Below are 19,717 nucleotides of genomic sequence, written 5' to 3'. Positions count from 1 at the left end.
GCGGACCGCACAACGCCTGGGCGCCGCTCCCCGCCGAGGCGCAGATCGCCTACGGCGCGCACGGTCGCGTCGCGGGTGCGGTCGCCGCGGGCGGCGAAGGGCACCGCGTGCTCGCCGGCCTCGCCGCCGGCTGGTTCTTCGGCGCGAACACCGCCGGCGTCCCCGTGTACGACCCGGCCACGGGCGTCACCTTCGACGGCGTCGAGACCGACGGGCGCGTGAACCGGAACTCCGGCGCCGAGTCGACCATCCACGGGCTCCTCACGATGCAGCTGCTCGACGTGAACCGCGGCATCGCCGAACTCGCGACCTCGATCACCGGACTGACCTCCTTCTCGGGGCTGCGCGTGCTCGAGGCCGAGACGGCGCGGCTCTCGCCCGGCGCGGTCGTCGAGACTCCTTCGAGCGGCGCCTGGATCGGGGAGGGCAACCTCTCCGGCGGCTCCTTCGTCCGGTTGGCCCGCGGCGAGTGGGCGGAATTCGATGTCACCGAGGCCGACGGCATCCTGCACGGACTGATCTGGCGGCAGGCTGCGGAGGCCGGCGACGCGGTGTGGGAGGTGTTCAAGGGACGGCGCAAGCTCTGGTCCACGAAGACCCCGGCGGGCGGTGTCGGCGATCGCGGCCTGACCGAGGCCGACGGGATGCTGGTGCCCCAGCTGCTCGGCGGCGATCTTCCGGATTCGGCGGTCACGGTGCGCTGCACGAGCCGGGGCGACGTGCGGCTCGACGCCCTGGTCATCCAGCCGAAGGTCGTGAACGCGGTGTACGCGACGACGTCAGGGTCGGCGGTGCTCTATGCGAACGGTGCACGGCACGACGAGCGGGTCGCGGCCCTCGCGCCCGGGTCCGGTCGGTCGTACGACGCCGACGGCTCGCAGCACGGCCAGGCCGTGCAGGGCGGGAAGGTGCGCGTGCGCGGCGAGGGCTTCACGGTCACCCGCTGAGCCGAGGCTGTTCCGGTGGGCGGCGTCGAGGCTACGGTTGCGATGTGCCCACGAACGATCCACTGCCCGACCGCCCCACGCCCGACAACCCCACCGGGAAGCTCGTGCTCCTGCGCCACGGCGAGACCGAGTGGTCGCGGGCGGGGCTGCACACGGGGCTGACCGACGTCCCGCTGACCCCGCGCGGAGAGGACCTGGCCCGGGGCGCCGGCGAACTCGTCGCCGACTACGACTTCTCGCTCGTGCTGACCTCGCCGCTGCAGCGTGCCCGGCGCACCGCCGAGCTCGCGGGGCTGCACGCGGAGGTGGATCCGCTCCTCGTCGAATGGGACTACGGCGGATACGAGGGTCGCACGACGAAGGACATCCGTGAAGAGCTCGGCTACAACTGGAGCGCCTTCACCCATGGCGTGATCCGCGGGAAGACCCCGGGAGAGACGGTCGAAGAGGTCGCCGCGCGGGCGTCGCGCGTGCTGACGCGCGTGCTCCCAGCCCTGGTCGACGGAGATGTGGCGCTCGTCGCACACGGCCATTTCCTGCGCATCCTGACCGCCGTGTTCCTGCGACAGGCTCCGCGTTTCGGCGCGCAGATCAGCCTGGATGCCGGATCGGTGTCGGTCCTCAGCTACTACCGCGAACAGCCGGCCATTCTGTCGTGGAACTACGGACGCGAGCTGCCTCTGGCTCCGTCGGAGTCCTGAACCCCGCACGCAGAGAAGACCCCCGCAGCCGACGGCTGCGGGGGTCTTCGACGGGCGGAAGGGATCTCAGGCGATGCGCGAGCGGTCGTACGTCGCGGAGCCGAAGCCGAGGATCAGGTATCCGATCACCGAGAGCAGCCAGAGCAGGAAGACGGAGAACACCGTGTCCTTGCCGAAGGCCTTGCCCACGCGCAGGGCGACGATGATGTGCAGGATGATGTTGACGATGGGGATGAGGTACAGCAGCCCCAGCCACATCGAGAATCCGGCGATCTTGACGAGCACGAAGACGTTCACGATGGGGATGATCGCGAGCCATCCAGGCTCACCCGCCTTCGTGAACACCTTCCAGAGAGCGATCGCGATGATCACGTAGATGACGATGCTGATGACGCCGTACGTGCCGTAGAGCGAGGTCAGGTCGGCCTGACTGGTGATGGAGTCCATAGCTGATACATATACCTGAAAGTTTGCTGGGAGGCTAGCACCGATATGCCGGCATCCTTGTTTTGAATCATTCAAAAGACGTGTAGGGTCGAAGACATGGAGACCAACCTCGACACGGTGTTGCACGACGCCGGACTGAGGGCGACCGCGGGCCGCGTCGCCGTTCTCGGGGCACTGGACTCCCTGGCCCATTCGGATGCCGAGCGGCTCTACCGCGCGGTCTCCGACGTGCTCCCGACCACGTCGATCCAGTCGGTGCACAACATCCTCGCGGACCTGACGACGGCGGGCCTCATCCGCCGGATCGAACCGGCAGGCTCCGCAGCCCTCTATGAGCGGCGAATCGGCGACAACCATCACCACGTCGTCTGCACCTCGTGCGGTGCGGTCGGCGATGTGGACTGCGTCGTCGGCGAGGCGCCGTGCCTCACCCCGTCCTCGGCCGGGGGTTTCACCGTCCAGACAGCCGAAGTCACCTTCTGGGGCCTCTGCCCCAGCTGCCAGAACGACGCGCAGTAGCGAGACGCGCCCGCCTGCCCGCCCGGGCAGGGGTATTCGTCGCGCCTGCGCGCAGAAGGAGAAGAACATGACGAACCCGCACATCCCGGCGAAGCCCGCCACCACGACGCAGACCGGAACGCCGGCGCCGAGCGACGCGCACTCGCTCACCGTCGGCGCCGACGGCCCCACCGTCCTGCACGACCGCTACCTCGTCGAGAAGCTCGCCTCCTTCAACCGCGAGCGCGTGCCGGAGCGCAACCCGCACGCCAAGGGCGGCGGCGCGTTCGGCACCTTCGAGGTGACCGAAGACGTCTCGGCCTACACCCGCGCGGCAGCCTTCCAGCCCGGCGCCGTGAGCGAGACGCTGCTGCGCTTCTCCTCGGTCGCCGGCGAGCAGGGCTCCCCCGACACCTGGCGCGACGTGCGCGGCTTCGCGCTGCGGTTCTACACGAGCGAGGGCAACCTCGACATCGTCGGCAACAACACCCCGACCTTCTTCCTCCGCGACGCCATGAAGTTCCCCGACTTCATCCACTCGCAGAAGCGCCTCGGCGACTCGGGACTGCGCGACGCCGACATGCAGTGGGACTTCTGGACGCTCTCCCCCGAGACCGCCCACCAGGTCACCTACCTGATGGGCGACCGCGGCCTCCCCCGCAGCTGGCGGCACATGAACGGCTACGGCTCGCACACGTACCAGTGGGTCAACGCGGCGGGCGAGCGCTTCTGGGTGCAGTACCACTTCCTGTCGAAGCAGGGCGTCGAGGCGATGGGCGCCGCCGAGGCGCAGGAGCTCGCCGGATCGGATGCCGACTTCTACCGTCGCGACCTGTTCGACGCGATCAACACGGGCGACTACCCCTCGTGGGACGTCTTCGTGCAGGTCATGCCGTACGACGAGGCGAAGGAGTACCGCTTCAACCCGTTCGACCTCACCAAGACCTGGTCGAAGAAGGACTACCCGCGCATCAAGGTGGGCACGTTCACGCTGAACCGCAACCCGCAGAACTTCTTCGCCGAGATCGAGCAGGCGGCGTTCTCCCCCGGCAACCAGGTGCCCGGCACGGGAATCTCGCCCGACAAGATGCTCATGGCCCGCGTCTTCGCATACTCGGACGCCCAGCGGTACCGCATCGGCGCGAACTACAACCAGCTGCCGGTGAACCAGCCGCACGCGGCCGAAGTGCGCAACTACATGCACGAGGGCCAGATGCGGTACCAGTCGAACCCGGCCGAGCACCGCACCTACACGCCGAACTCCTTCGGCGCCGCGGGCGGACCCGAGGCCGACCCGCTCGCGGGTGTCGAGGCGACCTGGGAGACCGACGGCGAGCTGATGCGAGCCGCCGCGACCCTGCACCTCGACGACGACGACTTCGGTCAGGCCGGCACCCTGTACCGCACGGTCTTCGACGACGAGCAGCGCGCCCGGTTCCTCGAGACCCTGACCGGACAGGGCAGGGCGATCACGATCGACGAGATCCGCGAGCGGTTCTTCCAGTACTGGACGAACGTGGATGCCGCGCTCGGCGAGGCCCTGCGCCGCACCGTCTGAATCGGCTGAGGATGCTGCGCGGCGGGGTTCGGCCCTGCCGCGCAGCATCCGCTCGGCGATGATGATGCCGCCTGGCACCTCGGCATCTCAGGCTCACCAGGGTACGAGACCGATTCACTCGACTTCGCGCCCGAGCTTTTTCAGCAATGATCGACGACTCCGGTGGAGCCTCCACCACCGAAAACTCGTTCTGAGCTGAAGCCTTCCCAGTTCATCGAGGCTCGGGAGGTTGCGCTCGTGCAGCTCCCGGGAGATGGCGTCCTTCTGCTCTTTGCCGTGCTTCTCGACCACGGCGAAAGCTTCGCGAACCGGAGTCGAGGCAAGTGGGTGGACCGCAATGCTACGGTCCACCTCAGCAAGTCGTTTCTGCACGTCACCGTTGGTCGCCATTCGTTGCTACCTCCCCAGAGCGCAGGCAAGCGCTGCTCGGCCGAGTCCACCCCAGATCGTTCCGCTTGCGAAGGCAGCTGTGATCTGTGGGTCGTTGAGTCCGAGACGCCCGACGAGTTCGCGTGTTCTTCACGTGTGCCCCATCCTTCGATTGGGTTCACACGGTAGTTGGGTGGGGGCGAGGAGCCTCCCATATACCAGCATGCGTTGCCAGCGGCTCAGTCCGTACAGGTAGACGATGTCAGTCTCGCTGGTCTCCTTCGTCGTGCTCGGCCCGGGATGCTCAGCCGGCCAGCTCGTCCGGGTAGACGATGTCGATCTCGGCGATGGTCTTCGGGAAGTCTTGGCGGTTGTTCGTGAGGAAGCGGTCGGCTCCGGCCGCGACGGCGGTCGCGAGGTGCGCGGCATCCGCCGCTCGCAGCCCATACGAGGCGGCCAGCGCGAGCGACAGGCGCGCCGTCGCCGGATCGAGAGCGCGGAGATCCAGGCGACTCAGCAGTCCCGTGAGCGCTGCGACCTCGTCGGACTCGGGATCGTCGCGTAGTGGCTTGGCGAGCACTTCCGCCAGGAGGAGCACGGAGCCGACGGCATCCTTCGTCGATGATCCTGTCGACGACTCCCCGAGGAACGCGGCGACAGGCGCCCCCAGCGCATGACCCTCGATGGCCGCGTAGATCAGCACATCCGCGTCGAACGCGGTGATCATCGAGCCGCCCGGTTCTCGCGGAGTGAGTCGATCAGCTCCTCCGCACGCCTCGGCGTCACCACCGCTGTCACGAGAGGCTGACTGCGTGCTCGATTCAGGAGCGCCGCGATGCGATCCGCTGCGTCCCAAGCCGCGGTAGCCCTTCGTGCGGCCAGCACGTCTGGCCGGACGAGCACCGCGACCACCTTGCCGTGACGGGTGATCGAGACCTCCTCGCCTGCTTCGACGCGGTCGAGCTGGGTCGGCAGGCTCTGCCGTGCGATGCTCGCACTGATGGTGGACATAGAAGAATTGTACTTCGCTGTACATGAGCGTACAAAACAGATGGGGCGGCGCTCGGAGCAGGCATTCCGGTATGCGGCGCGAGCCGCCTGCGAGCCCCAGTACCGTGACGGCATGGCCTTCTTCTCGCGCAGACCCAGAGCCTCCGCGCACCCCGTGACCATCCACTTCGCCCAGCCGATGACACCGCACACGAGGCACGAGCAGGAGGACGGGATCGTCGGGACGCTGCTGCCGCAGCTCGGGGCGACGACGCGCATCATCGGCGGCGGCACCGCGCTGTCGCCCGAGGGCGAGCCGATCTCCTCGGACATCGAGCTCGAGATCACGACGGCTGACGTCGACCGCGTCACCGCCGGACTCCTCGGCGTGCTGGAGGGCAACGGCATCGCCAGGGGATCGTGGGTGTCCGTCGACGGAGTGAAGCATCCCGTCGGATCGACGGAGTACGTGCTGCTGCGTACGAACCTCGGCGACGCTCTCTCGGTCGACCTCGTCGCCCTCACCGCCGCACTGCAGGATGCGCTCGATTCCGGAAGCATCGGATGGCACGACGAGACCTATGCGGGAGCGCGCGGCCCGGTGTACGTGTTCAGCGGCACCTCGGCGGAGAGCATCCTCGCCGCGCTGCGCCGCGTGCTGCCGAAGCACCTTTCGCTCGCCGCGGCTGAGCTCGCATCCGTCACGACGGGCGCTGCAGAGTCCGAGTGAGGGCCGAGAGGACCAGAATGGATGCCGTGGCCGTCCCTCTCTCCGACCTGACCAGCATGCCCGACCCCCAGCAGGTGTACGCGGCCGACGGCACGCGCCTCGCGACGTACACCTGGGGTGATCTCGACGCCCCGGTCGTGGTCACAGTGCACGGCTTCGCATCGAACGCGCGCGACAACTGGGTGCTCACCGGGTGGGTGCGCGAGCTCACGCGCGCGGGGTACCGGGTGCTCGCGCTCGATCAGCGCGGCCACGGGCACAGCGCGAAGCCGCATCAGCCCGAGGATTACGGCATCCGCACGCTCGTGACCGACGTCGAATCCGTCATGGACGCGTACCTCGTCGACGACGCGTTCTACGTCGGATACTCGCTCGGGGCCCGCGTCGGCTGGGAGGTCGTGCGCGACCTGCCGCACCGCATCGGCCGGGCGGTGCTCGGCGGTGTGCCCGACGGCATCCCGCTCGCCCGGCTGAACCTCGACCAGGTGCGCGCGTACATCGCAGAGGGCACTCCGGTCGCCGACCAGACCACGCAGAACTACATCGATCTCACCGAACGGGTGCCCGGAAACGACCTGCAGGCTCTCGTCGCGCTGGCGGAGGGGATGCGGGCCTCGGGCACGATCGACCCCGACCCGGCGGACGCGCCGACGCGTCCGATCCTGTTCGCGACGGGTTCGAAGGACGCGATCATCGAGGGCTCGCGGGCCCTGGCATCCGCCGCGCACGACGGGCGCTTCTTCGAGATCCCGAACCGGAACCACTTCAACGCCCCCGGCTCGCGGGACTTCAAGGAAGCGGCGCTGGCCTTTCTCGCGGAGGGCTGACCGGGCCGCCGGTGAGCGGACTCGCGGGACTCACATCGGGGGCCGACACGCCAGATGTCGGACGTTCCATGCGGATCCGTCCGACATCTGGCGTGTCGGCCCCCGTTGCGCCTGGTCGGGCCCGGGCACGAAGAAGGCCCCCACCTTGAGAGGCGAGGGCCTTCGACGGGCCCACGGACCGACCAGTGTCAGACTGTCGCGCTCTCCCGCTTCGGCAGCACCCATCCCGCACGCGGGAAGTGGCAGGTGTAGCCGTTCGGGTACTTCAGCAGGTAGTCCTGGTGCTCTTCCTCGGCCTGCCAGAACGGGCCCTCGGGCTCGATCGTGGTGACGGCCTTGCCCGGCCAGAGACCGGAGGCGTCGACGTCGGCGATCGTGTCGCGCGCGACGGACTCCTGCTCGGGGCTGAGCGGGAAGATCGCCGAACGGTAGCTCGAGCCGATGTCGTTGCCCTGACGATCCTTCGTCGACGGGTCGTGGATCTGGAAGAAGAACGCGAGGATGTCGCGATACGTGGTCTTCGTCGGGTCGAACACGATCTCCACGGCCTCGGCGTGACCGGGGTGGTTGCGGTAGGTCGCGTGGTCGTTCGAGCCGCCCGTGTAGCCGACGCGGGTGTCGAGCACGCCGGGCTGGCGGCGGATCAGATCTTCCATTCCCCAGAAACAACCGCCGGCGAGGACGGCGGTCTCGGTGCCGGGCGTGCGGGTGATGGTTCCGGTGTCGGTCATGACTGCTCCTCAGAAGGGTGGGTGGTGGTGTCGAAGAGGCGGCTGTATCGACCGTATCCCTCTTCGTCGAGCCTGTCAGCGGGGATGAACCGCAGCGCGGCCGAGTTCATGCAGTAGCGCAATCCGCCCGCCTCGCGGGGTCCGTCGTCGAAGACGTGTCCGAGGTGGCTGTCGGCGGCGGCCGAGCGGGCCTCGGTGCGCTTCATGAACAGTTTGCGGTCGGTGCGGGTGGTCACGGCATCCGCCTCGATGGGCTTGGTGAAGCTCGGCCATCCCGTTCCGCTGTCGAACTTGTCGGTCGACGAGAACAGCGGCTCGCCCGAGACGACGTCGACGTAGATGCCGTCCTCGTGGGTATTCCAGTAGGCGTTGCGGAACGGGGGCTCCGTCGCGTCCTGCTGGGTCACCTCGTACTGCAGGTGCGTGAGCGCACTGACAGCCTCGGTGGTCTTGGCGTACTGATTCGTCATGGTCTGACTCCTTGTCCGACGTCGCTGGCTGCGCCGTCACTAGAGGAGAACGGATGCCGGCCCCGTTTTGGTCCCGCGGGGCTGGGAGCGGGCTGTGAGTTTCGAAGGACTCGGTAGAGTTGCTCCGCACCACACACCACCAGGGGGACTGCACATGTCGGTAGGACTGCTCGCCGTCGTCGACGACATCCTGAGCGCCGCGATGAAGGCCTCGGCGAAGGCCGCCGGCGTGGTGATCGACGACGCCGCCGTCACGCCGCAGTACGTGCAGGGCATCACGCCCGCCCGAGAGCTGCCGGTCGTCGGCAAGATCGCACTCGGCTCGCTCGCCAACAAGTTCGTCATCATCATCCCGGCGGCGCTGCTGCTCACCGCCTTCGCGCCCTGGGTGCTGCCCTATCTGCTCATCCTCGGCGGAACATACCTGTGCTTCGAAGGCGCCGAGAAGGTGCTCGAGTGGTTCGGCGTGCAGCACGGGCATGCCGACGAGGGCGCCCGCGACGAGAAGAAGCTCGTGCTCGGCGCCGTGCGCACCGACCTCATCCTCTCCACCGAGATCATGCTCATCTCGCTGGCGAGCCTCGAGAAGGGGCTCGACATCTGGACGACGCTGGCGATCCTCGCCGTGATCGCCCTGCTCATGACCGGCGTCGTCTACGGCGCCGTCGCCCTGCTGGTGAAGATCGACGACATCGGCCTGAAGATGGCGAAGAACCCTGTGCAGCGCGTGCGCCACACCGGCACCCGGATCGTGCGGTCCATGCCCGCGGTGTTCCGCTTCATCAGCATCCTCGGCACGGTCGCCATGCTCTGGGTCGGCGGCCACCTCGTGCTGGTGAACCTCGGCGAGGTCGGCTGGCACTTCCCCGTCGACGTGCTGCACGCGGTCGAGCATGCCCTCGAGCCGGCCGGGGCCGTCATCGTCTGGATCGTCGACACGATCATCTCGGCGATCGCGGGCCTCGCGATCGGCCTGGTGATCGTCGTCATCGTGCTCGGAATCGGACGGATGCTCGGCAAGAAGCCGAGCTTCCACGAGGGCGAGGAATCCCCGGCCGACGTGCACGTCTGACGCACGAGTATCGTCATCGGCATGTCGTCCCCATCCCCGACCAACCGGAGCGCGAGACGCGACGCCGATCGCTGGTTCCGAGAACAGGGTCTTCCGACCTTCGTGCCGCTCCGGCGCTGGTTCACCGATCTCCCGCGCCGCGTCGCGCCGCTGATCGTCTGGGTCGCGATCGTCGTGTACCCGCTCGGCGGCGGCATCGAGTTCGTGGTCGATCTCGCCGAGGATTCGACGGGCGGTGAGGCGACAGCGCTGGTCATGGTCGTGATCCTCGCCCTCGTGGTCGCGGTGGTCATCACGTGGGCCGGGTACTTCCTCGTGCGCCTGCTGCTGCGCCGTCTGCCGGTGGGCATCGGGACGATCGTCGCCCTGCTGCTGATCATCGCCTGCCTCGCCGGGATCATCAGCGACGGCTACAACGACAACCCCCGCGCGACCGTCGGGCCGGTCTTCACGGCTCTGCTCATCCTCTTCCTCTGCGTCCTCCTGACGGGCATGGGCGGCGGTGCGCTGATCTCGTGGGCGTCGCGCCTCGCCGTGCGCAACGCCTCGGCGATCGGGCACATGGCGTCGATCGCCCTGCCCGTGATCCTGATGCTGGTCGTGTTCGCCTTCTTCTCCGCAGAGGTCTGGCAGATGGCATCCGCCCTGCACTGGGGATCGATCGCCCTCGTCGGGCTCGTCGTCGCGGTGCTGGCGGGCATCGTCGTCCTGCGGGTGAGCGCCTCCGAGATCGACGACGACGCCCAGGCGCCGACCGAGGTGCAGCGGCGCGCGATGCTCGTCGACACCCCGGCCGAGCATCGCACCGCAGGGCCGGCCGCGCACCAGCGTCTGCGTGCACCGCAGCGGTTCAACATCCTGCTCGCGATGACCTTCGCCCAACTGGTGCAGGCGCTGTTCTTCGCACTGCTGCTCGCGGCCCTGCTGATCGTGATCGGCGGCATCGCGATCCCGGTCGGCGTGGCGGAGATCTGGCTCGGCCCGGGCAGCGAGTCCCAGCCGCTGGTCATCGAGCCGCTCGTCATCGCCGGCGTGGAACTGCCGATCACGGTCAACCTGCTGAAGGCCGCCATGCTGCTGTCGCTGATCGCGACCCTCCCGTTCGTCTTCTCCGCGGTGAGCGAGGCCCGCTATCGCGAGCGCTTCTTCGACCCGATCATGGCCGACATGCGCCGCGCGATCCTCGTGCGCGACGCGCTGAGCGCGAAGGCCGTCGGCTCCGGAGAAGCCTGACCCCCGGCATCCTGCTAGCGTCGGCGATGCGCACCCGAAGCGCAGCAGCAGAAGAGAGACCCCCGCCGATGACTGACGTGCAGATCAGGGATGCCGAGGCCGCCGACCTCGAGACGATCACCGCCATCCACAACCACGCCGTCGTGCACACGACCGCGATCTGGAACGAGGACGCGGTCGACGTCGACGATCGCGCCGCCTGGCTCGCCGACCGCACGGCCCGGGGGTACCCGGTCATCGTCGCCGACGACGGAACCGGCGTGCTCGGCTACGCGTCCTACGCGCAGTGGCGCCCGCACAGCGGATACCGGCACACCGTCGAGCACTCCGTGTACGTGCGCGGCGACCAGCGCGGACGGGGCATCGGCAAGACCCTCATGGCCGAGCTCATCGTGCGGGCGCGTGCCGCCGGCATCCACGTCATGATCGGCGGGATCGAGAGCGGCAACGTCGCGTCGATCGTGCTCCACGAGAGGCTCGGCTTCGCCGAGGTGGGACGGATGCCGCAGGTCGGGGCCAAGTTCGGACGCTGGCTCGACCTCAGCATGCTCCAGCTCGTGCTCGACGACAGGCCCGCGCCCGACGCGGCGGTCTGACGACGATGGACCTGCTGCGCTGGCTCGCCGAGGCCTTCAACTCGCAATGGGTGCTGCCCGGCGGGCAGACGCTGCTGATCCGCGAGGTCGTCGGCAACGCGTTCGGCCTCGCGAGCGCGATCGGAGGCATGCGGCGCAAGATCTGGGCGTGGCCGGTGGGCATCATCGGGAACCTGCTGCTGCTCACCGTGTTCCTCGGGTCGATCCTCAGTCCCGACCACTCGCTGCCGCACCTGCTCGGCCAGGCCGGACGCCAGGTCATGTTCATCGCGGTCGCGATCTACGGCTGGGTGCGCTGGCGCAACGCCGAGGGCGGACGTGTGAGTCCGCGGTGGGCGCCGACGAGCGCGCGCATCGGCCTCGTCCTCGCGATGGTCGTCGGCACGGTCGCACTGACACCCCTGTTCCGCGCGCTCGGCTCGTGGGAGCCGGTGTGGGCCGATGCCTGGACCTTCGTCGGGTCGCTGCTCGCGACGTACGGCATGGCGAAGGGCTGGACCGAGTTCTGGCTGATCTGGATCGCGGTCGACGTCGTCGGGGTGCCGCTGCTGTTCGGCTCGGGGTACTACGCCACCGGACTCATGTACGTGTTCTACGGCGGGTTCACGGCCACGGGATTCGTGATCTGGTGGCGCGCGCAGGTCCTCGCCGCGCGACCGGTGGTCCTGATCCCGCCCGACCCGAGTCCGCACCTCGAGGACTGACACACGGGGGGCGGAATGTGTCGGCGGATGTCGGGGCCCTGGCCAGACCCCGCGGCTTCCCGTTTCATGGGTTTCATGACACGCCAGATCCGCTTCAACGCCTTCGACATGAACTGCGTCGCCCACCAGTCGTCCGGGCTGTGGCGGCATCCGGACGACCGCTCGCGCCAGTACAACACGATCAGCTACTGGACCGACCTCGCGAAGCTGCTCGAGAGCGCGACCTTCGACGGCATCTTCATCGCCGATGTGCTCGGCACCTACGACGTCTACGGCGGCACCAACGAGGCCGCGATCCGCAACGGCGCGCAGGTGCCGGTGAACGATCCGATCCTGCTGGTCAGCGCGATGGCCGCGGTCACCGAGCACCTCGGCTTCGGCATCACCGCCGGCACCGCCTTCGAGCACCCGTATCCGTTCGCGCGACGACTGAGCACGCTCGACCACCTCACCCAGGGCCGCATCGGCTGGAACGTCGTGACCGGATACCTGCCGAGCGCCGCGCGGAACATGGGCCAGGAGGATCAGCTCGCCCACGACGACCGCTACGACCACGCCGACGAGTACGTCGAGGTGCTCTACAAGCTCTGGGAGGGCTCGTGGGAGGACGACGCCGTCGTCGAGGATCGCGAGCGCGGCATCTTCACCGACCACACGAAGGTGCATCCGATCGGGCATGAGGGCAAGCACTTCAGCGTTCCCGGCATCCACATCTCCGAGCCGTCTCCGCAGCGCACCCCCGTGATCTACCAGGCCGGCGCGAGCCCGCGCGGCGTGCGCTTCGCGGCGGAGAACGCGGAGGCGATCTTCGTCGCCGCCCCGTCGAAGGAGGTGCTCGCGGGAACCGTGAAGCGCATCCGCGACGCCCTCGAGGCGGCCGGACGCGACCGGTACGACGCGCGCATCTACACGCTGCTCACCGTGATCACCGCGGCGACGAGCGAAGAGGCGACCGCGAAGCACGCCGAGTACCTCACGTACGCGAGCCCCGAGGGTGCCCTGACCTTCATGTCGGGCTGGATGGGCGTCGATCTGTCGAAGTACGAGGAGGACGAGCCCGTCGGCAACGTCGAGTCGAACGCCATCCAGTCGGTGCTGCAGCACCTCAAGGAGGAGGCCGATCTCGGTCGCGAGTGGACCGTCGGCGACTTCGGCCGGCACAACGCGATCGGCGGCCTCGGCCCCACGGTCGTCGGCTCGGGCGAGGAGATCGCCGACGAGCTGCAGTCGTGGGTCGACGAGACCGACATCGACGGCTTCAACCTCGCGTACGCGGTGACCCCGGGCACGTGGCAGGACATCATCGAGCACGTCATCCCGGTGCTGCGCGCTCGCGGCGCCTACCCCGAGGAATACACGCCGGGCACGCTGCGGCACAAGCTGCAGGGAAAGGGCGACCGGGTGCAGGACACGCACCGCGCGGCGAAGTACCGGATCGGATCGCCGGCCCGGGTCTGAGGCTGGTCTGTTCCGGTCGCAGTTCCTGCCGCCCGCCGGTGCTCCGGTCGCAGTTCCTGCCGCCCCCGCGCGGGAGAAGCGACAGAAAGTGCGACCGGAACGGCCGGCGCGTGTGAGGTCAGTCCTCGCGGCGGCTGAACACGCTCCGCAGCAGGAAGAACACGCCGACGGCGACGACCAGCACGATCGCCAGCTTGACGACGAACCACAGCACCGAGAACAGCGCGCTGACGATCCACCACGCGAGCACGACGGCGACGATCACGCCGAGGATGGTCCAGATGTTCTTGGTCATGAGACCAGACTACGGATTCCCGGCGCTCGGCACCTCATGCGTACAGCAGGTCCTCGGCCACGGCATCCGCCCATCCGGGCACCGCGAAGCGCCCGGGGTCGTTCCACTCCCCGGCGATGATCTGCGCGAACGCGCCCTTCACTCCGAACAGCTTCTCGAGCGGTGACCAGTCCGACTCCCCCGGCATCGGCACGAGCGACCGCTCCTCGAGCGCGCCGGGGTGGATCTCCTCGATGAGCGAGAGCAGTCGCGCCCCGGTGTGCACGGGACGGAGCGCGTCGGCATCCGTGATGTGCAGGATGACCCCTTCGCAGGCCTCGCCGGCGTGGTCGCGCACGAGGGGCGTGAAGCCGTAGGGGACGGCAGCGATCCCGGGCAGACCGGCCTCGGCGATGGCAGCGGAATACCGCTCTCCGTCGAGGAACGGCGCGGCGATCACCCGGAACGGCACGGCGGTGCTGCGGCCCTCCGACACGTTCACGCCCTCGGCCAGGCACGTGCCGGGGTACAGCAGCGTGGTGGTCGGGTTCGGGAGGTTCGGCGACGGCGGCATCCAGGTGCGCTCCCCGCCACCGTAGGGCGCGTCGCGCGACCAGCCGTCGACCTCGATCACATCGAGGTCGACGTCGATCCCCCGTGTGCGCACCCAGTGCCGCGCCAGCTCGCCGATCGTCAGCCCATGACGGATGGGCATGGCCCAGCGCCCGACCAGCGACTGCCCCCGCTCGTCGAGCATCGGGCCTTCGGCCTGGTCGAGCCGTCCGCCGATCGGGTTGGGGCGGTCGAGGACGACGACCTCGACGCCGGCATCCGCGCAGGCCTCGAGCATGTGGCTCATGGTCCAGATGTACGTGTAGAAGCGGGCCCCGACATCGGGCAGGTCGACCAGCACGACGTCGAGGTCGGCGAGGTCGCCCGCCGCCGGACGCACGTCGTCGCCGTAGAGACTCCGCACCTCGACGCCCGTGACCGGATCGGTGAGATCGCCGACGTGTTCGCCTTCGCGCGCTCGCCCGCTCAGCCCGTGCTCGGGTCCGAAGAGGCGGGTGAACCGCCATCCGGTCGCGGCCAGCGACTGCCGTCCCCGCACGAGATCGGACGTGAGCGCGAGGTCGTTCGTGAGCATCCCGATCCGGCCGCCGGCGAGGCGTGAGAGCAGATCGGGTCGGATGTCGCGACGGATCAGACGGTCGATGCCGAGAAGCATGAGGTTCAGTCGATTCTGTGGTCGGTGACGGCGTTGTATGTGCGCTGCAGGTTGTCGGCGATGGTGTCGTAGTCGGCCTGCGCGATGCGGGTGAACAGGAAGTCCAGCACGGCCAGCTGCGCGATGCGGCTCGCCATGGCGCCGGAGCGGAAGGTGGAATCCGCGACCGCCGTCACGAGCACGAGCGAGCACACTCGCGCCAGGGGCGACTTGGGGTTGTTCGTGATCGCGATGGTCGTGGCGCCGGCCCGCTGGGCGACCTCCGCCGATTGCACGATCTCGAGAGTGCGGCCGGAGTGCGAGATCGCGACCGCCACGTCGCGCTCGTCGAGCAGCGCCGCACCCGTGAGCGCGAGATGCAGGTCGGTGCGCGCCTGGGCGACGAGCCCGGCCCGATGGAGCTTCTGCTCGAGGTCCTGCGCCGCGAGGCCGCTGGCGGCCGCGCCGTAGATGTCGATGCGGCGAGCACCGCGCATCGCGCCCACGCAGCGCTCGAGCTCGTCGATGTCGATCTGTCGCGCGGTGCGCTCGATCGCGGATGCCTCGGCGAAGGCGATCTTGCGCACCGTGGTGATGGCGTCGTCGTGCCGGCTGACGTCGCTCTCCGAGACCTGGAAGCGCTCGCGATCGGATGCCGTGCGATCGAGCTCCGTCGCGAGCGCGCGCCGCAGCTCGGGGTAGCCCGAGAAGCCGAGGCTCTGCGTGAAGCGGGCGATGCTCGCGACCGAGGTGTCGCACGCGGCGGCGAGCTGGGTGATCGAGTTGTCGACGACGCTCTGCGGATCGGCGAGCACGTGCTTCGCGATGCGGCGCTCGGTGGGGGTGAGCGCGGACAGTCGCTGATGGATGGCGGTCATCGCACTGGTGGACACGAGACCAGAGTGCCAGACGCCACCCCCGAGTGGAAGTAATTTTCAGAAAGGGGTTGAAATCTTGTAACTAATTGCCCAAAGTAGGGCCAAGAGGCTTTCACAGCAGAGACGCCCGGTCCGTCCGACGGCTCTCACTACCGAGAGGAACCCCATGCGCAAGCGCACCACCCGACTTGCCCTCACCGCAGGTCTCCTCGTCACGGGGCTCGCCGTGGCGGGTTGCGCCCCCGCGGCATCCAGCGGCGAAGGGGAGGGCGACGGCGAGGAGATCACGCTCTCCGTCTGGTCCTGGCAGGCGGCATCCACCCCGAAGTGGGAGGCCGTCTTCGACACCTACGAGGAGTCGCACCCCGGGGTGACGATCGAGTTCGAGGGCTACCAGCCCACGGAGTACAACCAGATCCTCGCCACCGGGCTCGAAGGCAGCGACGGTCCCGACATCGCGATGCTGCGCGCCTACGGCGGCATCCAGCCGGCGATCCAGTCCGAGCAGATCGTGCCGATCGATGACATCGTCGACGGGCTCGACCAGTTCGACCCCACCGTGCTGCGCGCCGCCCAGGGCAAGGACGACGGCAAGACCTACGGCGTGCCCTTCGCGTACCAGACCATGCAGATGTTCTACAACAAGACCATGTTCGACGAGATGGGCCTGAAGGAGCCGAAGGACTGGGACGAGTTCATCGACCTGCAGGAGGAGCTTCTCGCCGAGGGCGTCACCCCGATGGCGCTCGGCGCTCGTGAGGACTGGGTGCTGCCGATGTTCCACGACATCGTGGGCTCGGCGAACTACGGTGGCTCGGACTTCGAGGAGAAGGTGCTCGCCGGCGAAGCCGACTTCACCGACCCGGCGTACGTGTCGTCGCTCGAGATCGTCAAGGACATGCAGAAGTACCTCGACAAGAACGTCAACGCGATCGCCGTCGCCGACGCGGTGCTGCAGTTCACCTCGGGTCAGGCCGCGCAGTGGCCGGGTGGATCGTTCGACCTGCCGACCTTCCAGGACTCCGCGCCCGACACCGAGTGGGGCGTCTACGAGGTGCCGCCGGCTCCCGGCAGCGCCCTCGACCACGCGGTCACCCCCGGCTACGCCGACGGCAGCTTCGGCATCAACGCCTCGAGCGACCAGCAGGATGCCGCCGCCGAACTGCTCAACTGGATGACCACGAAGGAGTTCGGCCAGCTCGTCGCCGACGAGGTCGACCAGTTCTCGGCCCTGCCCGGCGTGAAGTACTCCGACCCGCTCATGCAGGAGATGAACGAGCAGTACACCGCCAACCCGGCGCCGTACCTGCTGCTCGTCGACTTCCGCTACGGCGACCCGACCGGCACCGCCGTGCTCGGCCCGGACATCCAGGCGATGTTCCTCGGCGACAAGACGCCGGAGCAGCTGGGCACCGACCTGCAGTCCGGGGTCTCCACCTGGTTCACCCCCGCTTCCTGATCCGTCCGTGGTGGGGGCGCCCGACCCGGCGCCCCCACCACGCAGCGAAGGACACCTCATGGCTATGACCCTTCCCGTCCGCCGGGAGAAGACGCGGCGCACGCGCGCCGGCATCGCCCTGTCGACGCCGACCGCGCTGATGTTCGTGCTCCCCGCCGCGGCCCTGTTCGCGGTGCTGATCCTGTACCCGATGCTCGCCGCGCTCAGCTACTCGTTCTTCGACTGGCAGGGGACCAAGCAGGGCGGCTTCGCGGGGGTCGCCAACTACATCACGCTCCTCACCAAGGAGCCGTACGCCTCGGAGCTCTGGAACGCGTTCGGGCACAACATCCTGCTGTTCGTGGGGGCGCTGGTCTTCCAGAACTCGCTCGGCCTCGGCATCGCGACCCTCCTGCACCGACGCAAGCGCACCAAGCGCTTCTTCCAGACGATCTTCGCGCTGCCCTACCTGGTGAGTCCGATGGTGATCGGCTACCTGTGGTCGCTCATGCTGTCGCCGCTGTTCGGTCCGGTCAACGCGATCCTCCGCGGCGTCGGACTCGAGAGCCTCGCGCTCCCCTGGCTCGGCGACCCGCAGCTCGCGATCTGGGTGATCGTCCTCGTGAGCGCCTGGCAGTGGATCGGCTTCCCGATCCTGCTCTACGGCGCAGCACTCGGCGGCATCCCCGAGGAGATCGAGGAGGCGGCAGCCCTCGACGGCGCGACCGCCGGCAAGCGCTTCCGGTACATCACCCTGCCCATGCTCACTCCGACGATCGGCATCATCACCGTGCTGACGTTCATCGGCAGCATGGAGGCGATGGCCATCCCGTTCGCCCTCGCGGGGTCGAACGGCGCCCCCGCCGGATCGACCGACGTGATGATGCTGCTCTTCTACCGGACGGCGTTCGAGTCGGGCAATCCGAACTCGATCGGGGTGTCGTCCGCCCTCGCGACGGTCCTCTTCATCTTCATCATGGTCATCTCGGTGGTCATCACCTCCACGATGCGCCGAGCCGAACGGAAGCTGTTCTGATGAGCACCGCCACCGAACCCGCCACCGCACCCGGCACCGAGGCGACCACCGAGGCGATCGTGTCGGGCCGCCGTCCGTCGGCGCCCCGTCGCCGCTCGAGCCGTACCTCGGACGCCCCCTTCCTCGGCCGGCTCCTCGCGAACATCTTCCTGTGGGGCTACGCGCTGGTCGCCATCGGACCGCTGCTGCTCATGGTCAACAACTCGCTGCGCACGCAGCAGCAGATCGCGACCGAACCGCTGGGGCTGCCCACGCCCCCGTCGTTCAAGAGCTTCCAGAGCGCGTGGATCACGGCATCCTTCGACACCTACTTCGTCAACTCGATCACCGTGACCGTCGGGTCGGTCATCGTCACGACCGTGGTGTCGGTGCTCGCGGCCTACGCGTTCGCGCGGGCCAGGGCGAAGTTCTTCCGCGGGATCGAGGCGGTCTTCCTCTCGGGTCTCATGCTGCCGGTGCACCTGGCGATCCTGCCGCTGTTCTACCTGCTCGACGCGCTCAAGATGACCAGCAACGTGTTCAGCCTGATCCTCGTGTACGGCGCCCTCGGCATCCCGTTCACGACGTTCGTGCTGACGGTGTTCTTCCGGGCGCTGCCGATCGAGCTGGAAGAGGCGGCGCGCATCGACGGCGCCGGACCCTTCCGCACGTTCCTGCAGATCCTGCTGCCGCTCGTGCGACCCGCGCTCGCGACGGTGATCGTGTTCCGCTTCGTGCCGGTGTGGAACGACTTCTTCTACCCGCTGATCCTGCTGCGCGACCGCGACTCGTACACGTTGCCCGTCGGGCTCACGCGCTTCTTCGGCGAGTACTCCACCGACTGGCCGCAGCTGTTCGCGGGTCTCACGATCGCGACGATCCCGCTGGTCGTGCTGTTCCTGCTCGCGACGAAGCAGATCATCAACGGACTCACCTCCGGCATGAGCAAGTGAGTCGCGCGTGGTGAACGGCGCCCCGGGATCCGCCTGGGCCTCGCTGCGCAGCATCCCCGGATCGGATGCCGAGGAGCTGACGATCCTCGGCGCACCGGCCCACGACGACCCCGCTCCCCTGAGCGCGGAGCACCTGTTCGACCTGGCCTCGCTCACGAAGACCTTCACGACCGTCGCCGCTGTGAGGCTGGTCGAGGAGGGGATGCTGACGCTCGACGCTCCGGTGTCGGACGTGCTCGAGGTGGGCTCGGGCGAGGGAGCGGAACGGATCACGCTCCACCACCTCCTCACGCACACGTCGGGGCTCCCCGCCGAGGGCGGGGCGTGGCGCACGGGGCTCGTCGGCGAAGAGCTCCGCGCGACGGTGCTCGCGAGCGCTCTCCGCGCGGAACCGGGCACGACTCACACCTACTCCGATGTCGGGTTCATCTCGGTCGGCGAGCTGCTCGAGCAGGTCTCTCGTCGTCCGCTGGCCGAGCTCGTCGCGGAGGCGGCCGCGCTCCTGGGTGCCGACACCCTCACCTGGAGGCCGTCGGCCGATCTGACCGTGGCGACCGAGGTGCAGCCGCACCGCGGTCCGGTGCGCGGCGAGGTGCACGACGAGCTGGCGCACGCCCTCGG

General features: G+C 68.6%; 23 protein-coding genes and 1 pseudogene. 15 read left to right on the top strand and 9 right to left on the bottom strand.

Features of this window, described 5'->3' with window-relative positions; genetic code table 11:
• Window positions 1–947 (top strand): annotated as a pseudogene (locus DW306_RS03085) (hypothetical protein); the annotation flags it as partial.
• 44 nt (window positions 948–991) lie between these two features.
• Window positions 992–1,648 (top strand): histidine phosphatase family protein, encoded by a 657-nt coding sequence (locus DW306_RS03080; protein ID WP_240747031.1) that lies wholly within the window; start codon window positions 992–994, stop codon window positions 1,646–1,648.
• A gap of 66 nt (window positions 1,649–1,714) precedes the next feature.
• Here DW306_RS03080 and DW306_RS03075 read toward each other — a convergent pair whose 3' ends face one another.
• The gene (locus tag DW306_RS03075; protein ID WP_136054180.1) at window positions 1,715–2,095 is read right to left on the bottom strand and encodes a DUF5684 domain-containing protein; all 381 of its coding nucleotides are present in this window, start codon (window positions 2,093–2,095) and stop codon (window positions 1,715–1,717) included.
• 96 nt (window positions 2,096–2,191) lie between these two features.
• Here DW306_RS03075 and DW306_RS03070 point away from each other — a divergent pair, with 96 nt between their 5' ends.
• Together DW306_RS03070 and DW306_RS03065 are read left to right on the top strand one after the other, a co-directional pair.
• Window positions 2,192–2,614 carry a Fur family transcriptional regulator gene (locus DW306_RS03070; protein WP_136054179.1) on the top strand — a complete coding sequence of 141 codons (423 nt, stop codon included), beginning with the start codon at window positions 2,192–2,194 and terminating at the stop codon, window positions 2,612–2,614.
• A gap of 67 nt (window positions 2,615–2,681) precedes the next feature.
• Complete coding sequence (locus tag DW306_RS03065; RefSeq protein ID WP_136054178.1) at window positions 2,682–4,151, top strand: catalase; 1,470 nt, start codon at window positions 2,682–2,684, stop codon at window positions 4,149–4,151.
• A gap of 114 nt (window positions 4,152–4,265) precedes the next feature.
• On the opposite strand, the gene DW306_RS03060 is transcribed toward DW306_RS03065, so the two are convergent.
• The 3 genes from DW306_RS03060 to DW306_RS03050 form a co-directional block, all read right to left on the bottom strand.
• Window positions 4,266–4,541, bottom strand: a complete 276-nt coding sequence (locus DW306_RS03060) for a hypothetical protein (protein WP_240747030.1) — start codon at window positions 4,539–4,541, stop codon at window positions 4,266–4,268.
• Window positions 4,542–4,824: 283 nt separating this feature from the next.
• Window positions 4,825–5,247, bottom strand: coding sequence for a PIN domain-containing protein (locus DW306_RS03055; RefSeq protein ID WP_136054177.1), 423 nt, complete (start codon window positions 5,245–5,247; stop codon window positions 4,825–4,827).
• Window positions 5,244–5,531, bottom strand: a complete 288-nt coding sequence (locus DW306_RS03050; RefSeq protein WP_136054176.1) for a type II toxin-antitoxin system Phd/YefM family antitoxin — start codon at window positions 5,529–5,531, stop codon at window positions 5,244–5,246. Before DW306_RS03050 ends, DW306_RS03055 begins: the two co-directional genes overlap by 4 nt.
• A 112-nt stretch (window positions 5,532–5,643) precedes the next feature.
• Between DW306_RS03050 and DW306_RS03045 the strand changes: the two genes are divergently transcribed.
• Together DW306_RS03045 and DW306_RS03040 are read left to right on the top strand one after the other, a co-directional pair.
• A complete protein-coding gene (locus DW306_RS03045) occupies window positions 5,644–6,240 on the top strand; it encodes a hypothetical protein (RefSeq protein ID WP_136054175.1) in 597 nt (198 codons plus the stop codon).
• Between the two features lie 26 nt (window positions 6,241–6,266).
• Window positions 6,267–7,067: an alpha/beta fold hydrolase gene (locus DW306_RS03040; protein ID WP_205814085.1), complete on the top strand. Its 801-nt coding sequence runs from the start codon at window positions 6,267–6,269 to the stop codon at window positions 7,065–7,067.
• 188 nt (window positions 7,068–7,255) lie between these two features.
• Here the strand turns inward: DW306_RS03040 and msrA are convergent, their stop codons facing one another.
• Together msrA and msrB are read right to left on the bottom strand one after the other, a co-directional pair.
• Window positions 7,256–7,798 (bottom strand): peptide-methionine (S)-S-oxide reductase MsrA, encoded by a 543-nt coding sequence (gene msrA, locus DW306_RS03035; protein ID WP_136054173.1) that lies wholly within the window; start codon window positions 7,796–7,798, stop codon window positions 7,256–7,258.
• Window positions 7,795–8,268 carry a peptide-methionine (R)-S-oxide reductase MsrB gene (gene msrB, locus DW306_RS03030; protein ID WP_136054172.1) on the bottom strand — a complete coding sequence of 158 codons (474 nt, stop codon included), beginning with the start codon at window positions 8,266–8,268 and terminating at the stop codon, window positions 7,795–7,797. Before msrB ends, msrA begins: the two co-directional genes overlap by 4 nt.
• A 154-nt stretch (window positions 8,269–8,422) precedes the next feature.
• Between msrB and DW306_RS03025 the strand changes: the two genes are divergently transcribed.
• The 5 genes from DW306_RS03025 to DW306_RS03005 all read left to right on the top strand — a co-directional run bounded on the left by DW306_RS03025 (window position 8,423) and on the right by DW306_RS03005 (window position 13,331).
• Complete coding sequence (locus DW306_RS03025; RefSeq protein WP_136054171.1) at window positions 8,423–9,340, top strand: DUF808 domain-containing protein; 918 nt, start codon at window positions 8,423–8,425, stop codon at window positions 9,338–9,340.
• Between the two features lie 21 nt (window positions 9,341–9,361).
• Window positions 9,362–10,573 carry a hypothetical protein gene (locus DW306_RS03020; protein ID WP_136054170.1) on the top strand — a complete coding sequence of 404 codons (1,212 nt, stop codon included), beginning with the start codon at window positions 9,362–9,364 and terminating at the stop codon, window positions 10,571–10,573.
• Window positions 10,574–10,641: 68 nt separating this feature from the next.
• Window positions 10,642–11,169, top strand: a complete 528-nt coding sequence (locus DW306_RS03015) for a GNAT family N-acetyltransferase (protein WP_136054169.1) — start codon at window positions 10,642–10,644, stop codon at window positions 11,167–11,169.
• Between the two features lie 5 nt (window positions 11,170–11,174).
• Window positions 11,175–11,873 (top strand): nicotinamide riboside transporter PnuC, encoded by a 699-nt coding sequence (pnuC, locus tag DW306_RS03010; RefSeq protein ID WP_136054168.1) that lies wholly within the window; start codon window positions 11,175–11,177, stop codon window positions 11,871–11,873.
• A 75-nt stretch (window positions 11,874–11,948) separates the two neighbouring features.
• Entirely contained in the window at window positions 11,949–13,331 is a 1,383-nt protein-coding gene (locus DW306_RS03005; protein ID WP_136054167.1) for an LLM class flavin-dependent oxidoreductase, read from the top strand.
• A 118-nt stretch (window positions 13,332–13,449) separates the two neighbouring features.
• Here the strand turns inward: DW306_RS03005 and DW306_RS21165 are convergent, their stop codons facing one another.
• The 3 genes from DW306_RS21165 to DW306_RS02995 are packed head-to-tail and all read right to left on the bottom strand — an operon-like array spanning window position 13,450 to window position 15,705.
• Window positions 13,450–13,626 (bottom strand): hypothetical protein, encoded by a 177-nt coding sequence (locus tag DW306_RS21165; RefSeq protein ID WP_168429210.1) that lies wholly within the window; start codon window positions 13,624–13,626, stop codon window positions 13,450–13,452.
• Window positions 13,627–13,660: 34 nt separating this feature from the next.
• A complete protein-coding gene (locus DW306_RS03000; protein ID WP_136054166.1) occupies window positions 13,661–14,833 on the bottom strand; it encodes a DUF1343 domain-containing protein in 1,173 nt (390 codons plus the stop codon).
• Window positions 14,834–14,838: 5 nt separating this feature from the next.
• A complete protein-coding gene (locus tag DW306_RS02995) occupies window positions 14,839–15,705 on the bottom strand; it encodes a MurR/RpiR family transcriptional regulator (RefSeq protein ID WP_240747029.1) in 867 nt (288 codons plus the stop codon).
• Window positions 15,706–15,856: 151 nt separating this feature from the next.
• Between DW306_RS02995 and DW306_RS02990 the strand changes: the two genes are divergently transcribed.
• From DW306_RS02990 to DW306_RS02975, 4 genes are all read left to right on the top strand, one after another.
• Entirely contained in the window at window positions 15,857–17,149 is a 1,293-nt protein-coding gene (locus DW306_RS02990) for an extracellular solute-binding protein (protein ID WP_136054165.1), read from the top strand.
• 58 nt (window positions 17,150–17,207) lie between these two features.
• Entirely contained in the window at window positions 17,208–18,164 is a 957-nt protein-coding gene (locus DW306_RS02985; RefSeq protein WP_136054164.1) for a sugar ABC transporter permease, read from the top strand.
• Window positions 18,164–19,096 (top strand): carbohydrate ABC transporter permease, encoded by a 933-nt coding sequence (locus tag DW306_RS02980; RefSeq protein ID WP_136054163.1) that lies wholly within the window; start codon window positions 18,164–18,166, stop codon window positions 19,094–19,096. Before DW306_RS02985 ends, DW306_RS02980 begins: the two co-directional genes overlap by 1 nt.
• A 7-nt stretch (window positions 19,097–19,103) precedes the next feature.
• Window positions 19,104–19,717 (top strand): serine hydrolase domain-containing protein (locus DW306_RS02975; protein WP_136054162.1); only part of this gene is annotated, 614 nt, incomplete at its 3' end.

Origin of the sequence: Microbacterium sp. K24 (genome assembly GCF_004794465.1) — a bacterium.
Classification (GTDB): Bacteria; Actinomycetota; Actinomycetes; order Actinomycetales; family Microbacteriaceae; genus Microbacterium.
The sequence above is the reverse complement of the archived record's forward strand: the minus strand, read 5'-3'. Positions and strand labels throughout refer to the sequence as shown.